We start from the raw sequence: 11,483 nt of genomic DNA on the forward strand, positions 1-11,483 counted from the left end.
AACAGGTTTTACTCCACGGCGGCATCAGCGTGCATCGCTCACAACAGGGTCAAGGACGAGAGACAAAACCCCTGCTCAGAAAAAATGGCGGCTAGTCACCCTATCGTCTGAGTCAGACCGCTGCTTACGGACGAAAAAAAACGCCATGCAGTTGCATGGCGTTTCTTTCGATGAAGCTCGAACTGCTAGGCAGAATTACTGCAGAGCGATTTCGACGTCAACACCGGCTGGCAAATCCAGACGCATCAGAGCGTCGACGGTCTTGTCGGTAGGATCGACAATGTCCATCAAGCGCTGGTGGGTACGCATTTCAAACTGATCGCGCGATGTCTTGTTGACGTGCGGCGAACGCAGAATGTCGTAGCGACGGATACGTGTTGGCAGTGGTACTGGACCACGAACAACAGCGCCGGTGCGCTTGGCGGTTTCTACGATCTCAGCAGCAGACTGATCGATCAACTTGTAATCGTAAGCCTTCAGACGGATGCGGATTTTCTGGTTTTTCATGGGTAATCCTAAAGAACGATATAAGTGGGGGCTTTTTGACTGGGCTTACCGATTGCTCGAAGAAACTCTGACTAAAAAGCACCCCTTTTGGGGGTAGCAAAGACGCGGCGGGAAGGTTTGCACCTTCACACCGCGATCAAGGCTTATTACTTGATGATTTTTGCCACCACGCCAGCGCCAACGGTACGGCCGCCTTCGCGAATAGCGAAGCGCAGACCTTCTTCCATGGCGATAGGAGCGATCAGGGACACTTTCATCGAAATGTTGTCGCCTGGCAGAACCATTTCCTTGTCTTCTGGCAGCTCGATCGTGCCGGTCACGTCAGTTGTACGGAAGTAGAACTGAGGACGGTAGCCCTTGAAGAAAGGCGTGTGACGACCACCTTCTTCTTTGGACAGAATGTACACCTCGGCGTCGAAGTCCGTGTGTGGCTTGATCGAACCGGGCTTGGCCAGAACTTGACCACGTTCCACGTCTTCACGCTTGGTACCACGCAGCAGCAGACCGACGTTATCGCCAGCTTCGCCTTGGTCCAGCAGTTTGCGGAACATTTCAACGCCGGTACAAATGGTCTTGACCGTGTCTTTGATACCCACGATTTCGATTTCTTCGCCGACTTTGATGATGCCGCGCTCAATACGACCGGTCACAACCGTACCACGGCCGGAGATCGAGAACACGTCTTCAACAGGCATCAAGAAGGTACCGTCAACGGCACGCTCAGGCGTAGGAATGTAGGTGTCCAACGCTTCGGCCAGAGCCAGAACAGCTTGGCTGCCCAGTGGGCCTTCGTCGCCTTCCAGAGCCAGTTTGGCCGAACCCTTGATGATCGGGGTGTCGTCGCCAGGGAAGTCGTACTTGGACAACAGCTCACGAACTTCCATTTCAACCAGTTCGATCAGCTCTTCGTCATCAACCATGTCGGCCTTGTTCAGGAACACGATGATGTAAGGAACGCCAACCTGACGGCTCAGCAGGATGTGCTCGCGAGTCTGGGGCATTGGGCCGTCAGCGGCCGAGCAAACCAAGATAGCGCCGTCCATCTGGGCAGCACCGGTAATCATGTTCTTGACGTAGTCAGCGTGGCCGGGGCAGTCAACGTGAGCGTAGTGACGGTTAGGCGTTTCGTACTCAACGTGCGACGTGCTGATGGTGATACCACGTGCTTTTTCTTCAGGGGCGTTGTCGATCTGCGAGTAATCGCGTGCTTCGCCGCCGTATGCCTTGGACAGAACCGTGCAGATTGCAGCGGTCAGAGTGGTTTTACCGTGGTCAACGTGACCGATAGTACCGACGTTGACGTGCGGTTTAGTCCGTTCAAACTTACCTTTTGCCATGATTTATCCCAATTATGTTTTACAGGAAAACAAAAAAATTGTTGAGCAGCCCGCCATGAGGCGGGCTGATATTGCTATTACTTACCGCGAGCGCTGATCACTTCTTCCGCTACGTTCTTTGGAGCTTCAGCATATTGCTTGAATTCCATCGTGTACGTAGCGCGACCTTGTGTTTGCGAACGCAGGCTGGTCGAGTAACCGAACATCTCGGCCAGAGGAACCTCGGCCTTGATGATCTTGCCACCACCAACGATATCGTCCATGCCCTGAACCATACCGCGACGAGAGGACAAGTCACCCATCACAGTACCGGCGTATTCCTCAGGAGTTTCAACCTCAACAGCCATGGTTGGCTCCAGCAGAACAGGGGCAGCCTTACGCATACCATCCTTGAAGGCCATCGAAGCGGCCATGCGGAAGGCGTTTTCGTTCGAGTCCACATCGTGGTACGAACCGAAGAACAGCGTAGCTTTGACGTCCACCACTGGGTAACCAGCGACCACACCTGCGGACAGGGTTTCGCGAATACCTTTTTCAACAGCAGGAATGTATTCGCGAGGAACCACACCGCCCTTGATGGCGTCAACGAACTCAAAGCCACCGCCTGCTTCCAGGGGCTCCAGCTTGAGGACCACGTGACCGTACTGACCACGACCACCGGACTGTTTGACGAACTTACCTTCGATTTCGTCGCAAGTCTTGCGGATGGTTTCGCGGTAAGCCACTTGGGGTTTGCCCACGTTGGCTTCCACGCCGAATTCACGGCGCATGCGGTCGACCAGAACTTCCAGGTGCAGCTCGCCCATACCGGAAATAATGGTCTGGCCGGACTCTTCGTCGCTGCTGACGCGGAAAGATGGATCTTCCTGAGCCAGACGGGACAAGGCCACGCCCATTTTTTCCTGGTCGGACTTGGTCTTTGGTTCCACAGCCTGCGAAATCACGGGCTCGGGGAACTCCATGCGTTCCAGAATGATGTGCTGGCTGGCGTCACACAGGGTTTCACCCGTGGTCACGTCTTTCAAGCCCACCACGGAGGCGATGTCACCGGCCACCAGCTCTTTCAGTTCGGCACGGTTGTTTGCGTGCATCTGCAAAATACGGCCAATACGCTCTTTCTTGCCCTTGATAGGGTTGTAGACCGTATCGCCCGAACGCAGAACGCCCGAGTAAACGCGCACGAAGGTCAATTGACCAACAAAGGGGTCAGTCATTAGCTTGAACGCCAGAGCGGACATCGGCTCTTCGTCGTTGGCTTTACGATGAATGACATTACCTTCGTCATCCGAACCTTCGACAGGAGGAATATCCACTGGCGATGGCAGGTAGTCGATCACGGCGTCCAGCATACGCTGCACACCTTTGTTCTTGAACGCGGTACCGCACAGCATTGGCTGAATTTCGCAGGCAATGGTACGTGTACGCAGACCCAGGTTGATGTCCTCTTCGGAGAGGTCACCGTTTTCCAGGTACTTGTTCATCAGGTCTTCGCTGGCTTCGGCAGCCGACTCGACCATTTTTTCACGCCATTCTTCAGCCGAAGCTTGCAGCTCAGCAGGAATGTCGGTGTATTCAAATTTCACGCCGTTGCTGGCTTGATCCCAGATGATGGCTTTCATCTTGATCAGGTCAACCACGCCTTGGAAATCTTCTTCAGCACCAATCGGGATAACGACAGGCACAGGATGGGCTTTCAGACGCAGCTTGAGCTGGTCGTAAACCTTGAAGAAGTTTGCGCCCGTGCGGTCCATCTTGTTGATGAAGGCCAGACGAGGCACACCGTACTTGTTGGCTTGACGCCATACGGTTTCCGACTGAGGCTGAACACCACCCACCGCGCAGTAAACCATGCAAGCGCCGTCCAGCACACGCATGGAACGCTCAACTTCAATGGTGAAGTCAACGTGGCCGGGGGTATCAATGATGTTGATACGGTGCTCTGGATAATTGCCCGCCATACCACGCCAGAAAGCAGTGGTAGCAGCCGAGGTAATGGTGATCCCGCGCTCTTGCTCTTGCTCCATCCAGTCCATGGTGGCCGAACCTTCGTGGGTTTCGCCCAGCTTGTGGTTCACACCGGTGTAGAACAGGATGCGCTCGGTAGTGGTCGTTTTCCCGGCGTCGATGTGAGCCGAGATACCGATGTTGCGATAGCGCTGAATAGGGGTTTTGCGGGCCATGATTATATGTCCTCAGATTACCAACGGAAATGGCTGAATGCTTTGTTAGCATCGGCCATCTTGTGCGTGTCTTCACGCTTTTTCATTGCACCGCCACGGCCTTCAGCCGCATCGGACAATTCGCCGGCCAGGCGCAAGTCCATCGATTTTTCACCGCGTTTCTTGGCGGCTTCACGCACCCAGCGCATGGCCAGAGCCAAACGACGCACGGGACGCACTTCGACAGGTACCTGGTAGTTAGCGCCACCAACACGGCGGCTCTTCACTTCAACAACAGGTTTTACATTATTGATGGCAGCATTAAACACTTCGAGCGGATCTTTGCCGGTTTTCTGCGCAATTTGTTCCAGCGCGCCATAAACAATACGTTCGGCAACAGCTTTCTTGCCGGACAGCATGACCACGTTCATGAACTTGGCCAGCTCAACGCTGCCAAATTTTGGGTCAGGTAGGATTTCACGTTTGGGTACTTCGCGACGGCGAGGCATTTTTATTTCCTTGTGACTATTCAGTTGAACCGCGTTATGCGGTCTCGGCCATTCATGACAAATGACCACTTACCTACCATGGCGCTCAGGCCACGGTTGCACGGATCCAGATCAGAGAACTGATCAATGGATACATGGATTACTTGGGACGCTTGGCGCCGTACTTGGAGCGGGCTTGCTTACGGTCCTTGACGCCTTGCAGGTCAAGAGCACCGCGAACAATGTGGTAACGCACACCTGGCAAGTCTTTAACACGACCACCGCGGACGAGAACGACCGAGTGCTCTTGCAGGTTGTGGCCTTCACCACCGATGTAAGAAATGACTTCGAAGCCGTTGGTCAGGCGCACTTTGGCGACTTTACGCAGAGCGGAGTTAGGCTTCTTGGGGGTCGTGGTGTATACACGTGTGCAAACACCGCGGCGCTGTGGGCAGTTCTCGAGCGCGGGGCTCTTGCTGCTAACGCGGCTGACTTCGCGCGGTTTACGCACGAGCTGGCTAATGGTTGGCATGACCTTTACGTATCCTATAACGTACTTTACGTACTGGTTGACGTATATGTTTTGAAAAACGCCGTCCAGTTGGCGGGTATTGAAACCCCGGACCGGAAGCGGCATTGCGCAATACCACTCCCCATAAAACACGAAAAAGAGCGGTCTTGCACATGGCTTGGGCTTGATTTCAGACACCAAAAAAGTGCCCGCAGCCCCTAAATTCAGGGCTGCCATCAAATTACTGCAAGGTGTACCGGCAAAGGATCCTTAAAGTAAGCTCTAAAATTTACCACAGTAAACCCTTATAGGTCAACGATTTGGGCGCCAATCCGGCTCTTTCCCGTTGTCAGGGCACACGCATGGAAGCACTTGGTCACTCGCTATCTACATATCGTTATACTGCAGGGCTATTGCACTTCTGCGACAAGGACAATACCCATGATCATCGCTTCCCTGGAAGACGACCTCGTCCAGGCTGAACTGATTGCCCGGATCTTGACCGAGGCTGGCTATGAGTGTCGCTCCTTTCATCAAGGAAAAGACCTGCTGGCCGCCCTGGCCAAGCCACACGATTTCGGTTTACTGCTGCTGGACTGGGAACTGCCGGATGTCAGCGGCCTAGATGTGTTGCGTTGGGTTCGCACCACACTGGGTCATGCTATGCCCGTTCTGTTTCTGACCAGCCGTACCCAGGAAGAGGATCTGGTCACCGGCTTGCAAGCCGGTGCCGACGACTATATTAATAAGCCCGTGCGCAAGGGAGAGCTGGTGGCGCGCGTCAACGCCGCTGTACGACGTCTGGATTTGAACACCACCGTCACACAGGACAGCCGCTTCTCGTTTGCCGGTTACGATATTTTCCCCGAGCAAGGTCAGATCATGCTGGCCGGTGAGACTGTTACCCTGGCCCCCAAAGAGTTCGAGTTGGCTCTTTTGCTGTTTCGCAATCCTGGCCGTTTGTTCTCGCGTGATGTTTTAAGCTCCGCCGTCTGGAATCGGGAGATTCCGGCCACCTCCCGTACGCTGGACACGCATTTGTCCAATATACGCCGCAAGCTCCAGCTGCGCCCTGAAAACGGGGTACGCCTGACCGCGTCCTACGCCCTGGGCTATCGCCTTGAACTTTTGACCGACCCTAGCTAGTCCACTTTTTATGATTAATCTGCGTATCGCCGCCCCCCTTGTCTGCGGCTTGATCTGGGGCGGTCTTGTGTCCGCCCAGCCTTCGGGCGCTCGTGGCGAAAATTTTGTCTACAAAGTTCTGGCCGGAGACACCCTGCTGGACATTTCCCAGACATACACACGCCAAGGGCGCAACTGGTCCGAGATCCAGCGCTTGAATGCGGTGGCCGATCCGTATCGCCTACCCATTGGCAAGGAGCTGCATATTCCGTTTCGCATGATCCCGGAAGTGGACGCCCCAGCCCGCATCACCCATCAGACCGGCCATATCCTGGTCAATGGTCAGACTCTGGCCGCGGGGACCACGCATTTACAGGAAGGAGATCTGATCCAGACGGGCAGCAATGGCTACCTGACACTGGAACTGCAAGATGGCAGTCAACTCAGTGTGCCTGCTCAGGCTTCACTAAATGTGACGCGTCTGCGGGCCTTTGAGGGGACGGGCCTGACCGATTCGATCATTGCCCTGGACGACGGCGATGTGGAATCGCGGGTTTCACCTGAAAAAAATGGAGTGGGCCGCTTTGAAGTGCGCACCCCAGTCAGCATTACGGGGGTACGTGGGACCGAGATGCGCGTTCGCACCCAGCGTGGCATGGCACACAGCGAAGTGCTGACGGGCCGTGCCGAGCTGGGCACGCAGCAGCGCGACACTCCCACAAGTTTGAAACAGAATCAGGGTGCTGCAGTGGGCACGGACGGCAGTATTCTGGCATTGCAGCCGTTGTTGCCTGCCCCGCAGATTTCCAAGCCTGAGCGTCGCGGTGGTCAATGGAACAGTACGATTCAAGCTGTGCCCGGTGCTCAGGCCTATCTGGTCCAGACCTCCACCGACCCGCAAGGCGCCAAGCTGCTGTGGCGCGACATTACAACAGATACGGAGATACAGTTCGGTGCCTCACGCCCCGGCACCTACTACGTCACCGTACGTGCCATTGACCGCCACGGGCTGATGGGCCCGGACACGATCGAAAGCTTTGAAGGCGCCGCCAGCCTGACCAGCTCGGATGGCCAAGCCGTGGTCAACCGTTTTGGCGACCCCATTCTCTTGACGCAGTTCTAGAACCTGAACGGCAGACGGCATGAGCAGCCCGGCCCCTGAAAACAACAAGCTCCTCTCGGACCGGATTCGGAAAGAGTGGCATCTGGTGTCGGGTTTGCTCATGTTACTGACCCTGCTGTTCAGCGTCGTGCGTGATGATGGTGCGCTGGGCAAACTTAATAACCTGATCTACGACTTCACCATGGCGGCTGCATTCACGCAGCCCGCCCCGTCAGATATTGTTATCGTCGCCATCGACGACTACAGCATTTCCCAACTGGGATTCTGGCCTTGGCGACGTATCCATCATGCGCAACTGCTCGGCCGTCTTGCACAGGCACGCGCGGTTGGCATCGATCTGGTGTTTCAGGAACCCAACCCTGTCTACCCCAGTGATGACCGTGCCTTGGCCCAAGCGATTGAGCAACACGGGCGCGTTGTACTGCCCTTGATTTATGACACCCAGCGCCAGGAAGTCAATACCGCGATTCCTATGCTGAGCCTGGCCGCAAAAGCGGCAGGCTACATCAACATCGAACCCGATTCGGATGGGGTGGTACGACGCGTCGCCCTGCAGCGACTCACCCCTTCTGACCAGATTCTGCCGCACTTCACGATCGCCATGTTGATGACGGGCGACGATGTGGATCTGGCCCTGCACGCCCTGAACGCCAGCCAATCCGACACGCCCCACATTCCTTTCCTGGGCCGCAGCGGGCACTTTCAAACCGTCCCTTACTTTAATGTCCTCAATGGCGATATCCCGCCCTCCTTTTTCAAGGACAAATATGTATTGGTTGGAGCATGGGGGAGTGGGCTGGGCGACACCTTCCCCACTCCCTTATCCAAAGCCGGCCTGAGCAGCATGTCCGGGGTGGAAATTCTAGCCAATACCTTACAGGCCGTCCGCAGCGACAACTGGATACGCACTCCCCCGGCCTGGTTCATCGCCCTGGCCAGTTGCCTGCCCGTTCTGCTGGCTTGTCAGGTGCTGTTTTATCTGTCACCGCGCGCAACCTTGCTGGGCCTGATCGGCTTGGTCATTGCCATTTTGCTGGTGAACTGGGTGGCCATGCACACCTTTGATCTGTGGATTCCACCCTTGGCCAGTCTGATGACTGTCCTGCTGGCCTATCCCCTTTGGCACTGGCGCAGTCAGGAAGCGGCGCTCAATCAGGTGACCGAGGAACTGAACAAGCTGCAACTGGAGTACCCCGATGTCAGGACAGCGCTGAACGAGCGCCTGTCCGGTCTAAGTACGCGCAACCTTCCCCATCGACTGACCCAGCTGCACAAGTCCATTAATTTGTTGCGTCAGGCACAAACCAAGCGGGAAGAGACATTGCGCTTCATTTCACATGATATGCGGGCGCCTCAAAACTCTATTCTGGCCTTGACCAGCTTACAGCGTCAGGATGAAAGTAAACTGCCACCCGATCAATTCCTGCACAAGATGGAAGGTTATGCCGAGCAGACCCTGGAACTGGTCGACAACTTCATCAGCCTGGCGCGAGCCGAAGCCATGGAAATGGTGCTGAGCCCCTTGAGCCTGCCTGATTTGCTGGCAGACTGTCTGGATGATGCCTGGGCCAGCGCCAACAAACGCTCCATCAGTCTGAATCTGAATGATTCGGATCTGATATGGATAAAGGGCAATGCTCCCATGCTGCGCCGCGCTTTTACCAATCTGATTCAAAACGCCATCAAATACGGGCCAGACGGCAATCGGATCGACATAGACCTGATTGCCGAACCGCAAACCGTGCAGGTCCGGGTCATGGACCAAGGCTGGGGTGTACCGGCAGATAAACGGGCAAGTATTTTTGAGCCTTATCACCGGGCCCATGAAAATACAGCAGGCGCCCCTTCGGGTAGCGGACTGGGCCTGGCGTTTGTAAAAACCGTAATCAACAAACATGATGGCGATATCGTGCTCGATAGCACGCGTGAACAGGGCTGTACCTTTATCGTCTCCCTGCCCCGCCTGGATAGTAGCGATGAAGGCTGAGTTCTGGCGTGACCCGGCCTTGCCTTATGTGGAAAGTCGCCGTGCCTGCGACAGCCGGGTCTGTTACCAGCAACACAGCCACCCCACCTATTCGATTGGCGCAGTCGACGCAGGTGGCAGTATCTTTAGCGGAGCACCTGGCGGCCCCGTGCCGCTTGCTCCGGGTTCAGTCGTCTTGATCCCGGCCCATCGCAGCCACGCCTGCAACCCTAGACCTGACCAGACCTGGAGCTACCAGATGCTGCACCTGGACGCGACATGGCTGGAACAGTTATGGCAAGAAAGCACAGGGTTCAGGCCCAAGACCGCAGAGCCTGTTCGTGTCAGTCACCAGCCCTCGCTTTATGCCGCCTACTGTGAGCTGAACACAGTCTTGTTCTCTGAGGCCCCCGTACTGAACAAAGAGGCGGCACTGATCGACTTTTTGCTCCATCACTGGCCAGATCAGGCCCAACTCCTGGTGCCTTCTCCTCCGCCCAGCCCCCTGTTGCAAAAAACCCTGAAACGCTGGATTGAAGGCCAGCTAGCCACTGTGCCCCTGCACGAGCTGGCTCAGGAAACAGGGCTGAGCCGCTATCAGCTCATTCGAGCCTTTCGTCGCCACACGGGTCTGACGCCGCAGCGCTGGCAACTGAATCAACGTGTCAATCTGGCTCGCCATGCCTTACGGGAAGGGGACGGGCTGGCAGACATTGCCTATCGTCTGGGTTTTGCCGATCAAAGCCATTTTCAGCGCGTTTTCAAACTCTATACCGGCGTCACCCCCGGGCAATATCGCGGCTAATTCCGCTCTTCCCGCCACCGCAACGAGGAGACAGACGCACTTTTATTCAATACGGCGCCTTTCCTGTCCGGGCACACTGCATTTTTTGTATGGATATACCGCCGTGTCCCTGTTCTTGCTGATCGCCAGCACCCATTTTCTGGCACTTCTTTCGCCAGGCCCAGATTTTTTCCTGATTACCCACAGTACCTTGACCCATGGACGACGAGTCGCAAGCGGTGTCTGCGCCGGCGTCGCCCTGGCTAATGGGATTTATATCGCTCTGGCCCTGACCGGCTTTGCCCGACTCAGCCTCAACAGTCCGCTCTTTTTGCTGATGCAAACCACCGGTGGACTGTATCTGCTGTATTTAGGCGTGAAATTTCTGCAGGCAGCCCGTCGCCCCTCGTCGCGGCATCGGCTCCCCGCCACGGCTTCTTGCCCAGGCGGGTGGTGGCGCCAAGCTCTGCTAGGTCTGCTATCAGGGCTACTGAACTCAAAGAACGCCCTGTTCTATGCCAGCCTGGCCTCCGTGCTGGCCAGTCGCCATACCGACACCCATGTGCAGATGCTACTGGGTTTGTGGATGTTTCTGACCGTGCTGATCTGGGACTTGTTCCTGACCCTACTAATCGGACATCCCCATTGGCAACACCACATTGAAAAATATCTTCCCTATGTGCAACGGCTCTGCGGCCTGCTGCTGTGCCTGATTGCAGCAGCCGCATTGCTAAATGTCATTACGCACTTGGGTGGAGCCTGAGCTTGCAAAAAGCACAAGCCAGTCCACGCCAGCCGTCAAGCACCCAGGAGGCGATAGAGCAAAGCTGTTAGAGCCACATCAAACGATGAGAAAACAAATCATTTGCGAGCTCTGACGGAGCAACATAAGCCGGTAAAATAGTCCGGGTCTACGTTTTGTTAAGCACCTTGAGTGCGCGACAGTCTATGCTGTAAGACCGGAACAACACTTGGGTGTCCCGTTCCATTTTTAAGTCTGTTTTCGAGGAGTTACTAGAATGTTTGCCAAAATCGCTTTTACAGCCGTTCTTGGATTGGCTAGCGTGCCTGCTTTTGCTGCGTGCGACGTCAGCATTGAAGGCAATGACTCCATGCAGTTCAACACCAAGAGCATCGTTGTTGACAAGACATGCAAGGAATTCACGATCAACCTGAAACACACCGGCAAGCTGCCCAAAGCAGCCATGGGCCACAACGTGGTTGTCTCGAAAAAATCCGACGAAAGCGCAGTTGCCACTGACGGGATGAAAGCCGGCCTGGACAACAACTACGTCAAAGCGGGTGACGAGCGCGTTATCGCTCACACCGACGTGATCGGTGGTGGCGAAAGCACCTCCGTCACTTTTGACGTCTCCAAGCTGAAAGAAGGCGAAGACTACGCGTTCTTCTGCTCTTTCCCCGGCCACTGGAGCATCATGACTGGCGAAATCAAGCTGGGCAGCTAATAAATACGTTGCTTGCA

Annotated in this window: 11 protein-coding genes; 6 read left to right on the top strand and 5 right to left on the bottom strand. The window is 55.5% G+C overall.

Features of this window, described 5'->3' with window-relative positions:
- Nucleotides 1-195: 195 nt before the first annotated feature.
- The 5 genes from rpsJ to rpsL all read right to left on the bottom strand — a co-directional run bounded on the left by rpsJ (nucleotide 196) and on the right by rpsL (nucleotide 5,023).
- Entirely contained in the window at nucleotides 196-507 is a 312-nt protein-coding gene (gene rpsJ / locus RSQ48_RS16875) for a 30S ribosomal protein S10 (RefSeq protein ID WP_003803053.1), read from the bottom strand.
- A gap of 146 nt (nucleotides 508-653) precedes the next feature.
- Nucleotides 654-1,844 (bottom strand): elongation factor Tu, encoded by a 1,191-nt coding sequence (gene tuf / locus RSQ48_RS16880; RefSeq protein WP_059318443.1) that lies wholly within the window; start codon nucleotides 1,842-1,844, stop codon nucleotides 654-656.
- Nucleotides 1,845-1,921: 77 nt separating this feature from the next.
- A complete protein-coding gene (fusA, locus tag RSQ48_RS16885) occupies nucleotides 1,922-4,024 on the bottom strand; it encodes an elongation factor G (protein ID WP_003800876.1) in 2,103 nt (700 codons plus the stop codon).
- Between the two features lie 17 nt (nucleotides 4,025-4,041).
- Nucleotides 4,042-4,512 carry a 30S ribosomal protein S7 gene (rpsG, locus tag RSQ48_RS16890; protein ID WP_003800875.1) on the bottom strand — a complete coding sequence of 157 codons (471 nt, stop codon included), beginning with the start codon at nucleotides 4,510-4,512 and terminating at the stop codon, nucleotides 4,042-4,044.
- A 139-nt stretch (nucleotides 4,513-4,651) separates the two neighbouring features.
- On the bottom strand, nucleotides 4,652-5,023 hold the full coding sequence (rpsL, locus tag RSQ48_RS16895) for a 30S ribosomal protein S12 (protein WP_003800872.1): 372 nt from the start codon (nucleotides 5,021-5,023) through the stop codon (nucleotides 4,652-4,654).
- Between the two features lie 420 nt (nucleotides 5,024-5,443).
- On the opposite strand from rpsL, the gene RSQ48_RS16900 reads away from it, so the two are divergent.
- The 6 genes from RSQ48_RS16900 to azu all read left to right on the top strand — a co-directional run bounded on the left by RSQ48_RS16900 (nucleotide 5,444) and on the right by azu (nucleotide 11,466).
- Nucleotides 5,444-6,148 (top strand): response regulator transcription factor, encoded by a 705-nt coding sequence (locus RSQ48_RS16900; RefSeq protein ID WP_131071099.1) that lies wholly within the window; start codon nucleotides 5,444-5,446, stop codon nucleotides 6,146-6,148.
- Between the two features lie 10 nt (nucleotides 6,149-6,158).
- Nucleotides 6,159-7,250 (top strand): FecR domain-containing protein, encoded by a 1,092-nt coding sequence (locus tag RSQ48_RS16905; RefSeq protein WP_219235362.1) that lies wholly within the window; start codon nucleotides 6,159-6,161, stop codon nucleotides 7,248-7,250.
- 19 nt (nucleotides 7,251-7,269) lie between these two features.
- Entirely contained in the window at nucleotides 7,270-9,237 is a 1,968-nt protein-coding gene (locus RSQ48_RS16910) for a CHASE2 domain-containing protein (RefSeq protein WP_415302004.1), read from the top strand.
- Nucleotides 9,227-10,021: an AraC family transcriptional regulator gene (locus RSQ48_RS16915; protein ID WP_415302005.1), complete on the top strand. Its 795-nt coding sequence runs from the start codon at nucleotides 9,227-9,229 to the stop codon at nucleotides 10,019-10,021. The genes RSQ48_RS16910 and RSQ48_RS16915 overlap by 11 nt, the downstream gene beginning before the upstream one ends.
- Nucleotides 10,022-10,124: 103 nt before the next feature.
- A complete protein-coding gene (locus RSQ48_RS16920) occupies nucleotides 10,125-10,763 on the top strand; it encodes a LysE family translocator (RefSeq protein WP_415302006.1) in 639 nt (212 codons plus the stop codon).
- A gap of 256 nt (nucleotides 10,764-11,019) precedes the next feature.
- Nucleotides 11,020-11,466, top strand: a complete 447-nt coding sequence (azu, locus tag RSQ48_RS16925; RefSeq protein ID WP_003800857.1) for an azurin — start codon at nucleotides 11,020-11,022, stop codon at nucleotides 11,464-11,466.
- The last annotated feature ends 17 nt before the right edge of the window (nucleotides 11,467-11,483 follow it).

Origin of the sequence: Alcaligenes sp. SJTW-7 (assembly GCF_047716895.1) — a bacterium.
Classification (GTDB): Bacteria; Pseudomonadota; Gammaproteobacteria; order Burkholderiales; family Burkholderiaceae_B; genus Alcaligenes; species Alcaligenes ammonioxydans.

Excerpts from the sequence above, each read along its gene's own strand:
- rpsJ (WP_003803053.1), bottom strand. The coding sequence starts at position 507 with ATGAAAAACCAGAAAATCCGCATCCGTCTGAAGGCTTACGATTACAAG.
- tuf (WP_059318443.1), bottom strand. The coding sequence starts at position 1,844 with ATGGCAAAAGGTAAGTTTGAACGGACTAAACCGCACGTCAACGTCGGT.
- fusA (WP_003800876.1), bottom strand. The coding sequence starts at position 4,024 with ATGGCCCGCAAAACCCCTATTCAGCGCTATCGCAACATCGGTATCTCG.
- rpsG (WP_003800875.1), bottom strand. The coding sequence starts at position 4,512 with ATGCCTCGCCGTCGCGAAGTACCCAAACGTGAAATCCTACCTGACCCA.
- rpsL (WP_003800872.1), bottom strand. The coding sequence starts at position 5,023 with ATGCCAACCATTAGCCAGCTCGTGCGTAAACCGCGCGAAGTCAGCCGC.
- RSQ48_RS16900 (WP_131071099.1), top strand. The coding sequence starts at position 5,444 with ATGATCATCGCTTCCCTGGAAGACGACCTCGTCCAGGCTGAACTGATT.
- RSQ48_RS16905 (WP_219235362.1), top strand. The coding sequence starts at position 6,159 with ATGATTAATCTGCGTATCGCCGCCCCCCTTGTCTGCGGCTTGATCTGG.
- RSQ48_RS16910 (WP_415302004.1), top strand. The coding sequence starts at position 7,270 with ATGAGCAGCCCGGCCCCTGAAAACAACAAGCTCCTCTCGGACCGGATT.
- RSQ48_RS16915 (WP_415302005.1), top strand. The coding sequence starts at position 9,227 with ATGAAGGCTGAGTTCTGGCGTGACCCGGCCTTGCCTTATGTGGAAAGT.
- azu (WP_003800857.1), top strand. The coding sequence starts at position 11,020 with ATGTTTGCCAAAATCGCTTTTACAGCCGTTCTTGGATTGGCTAGCGTG.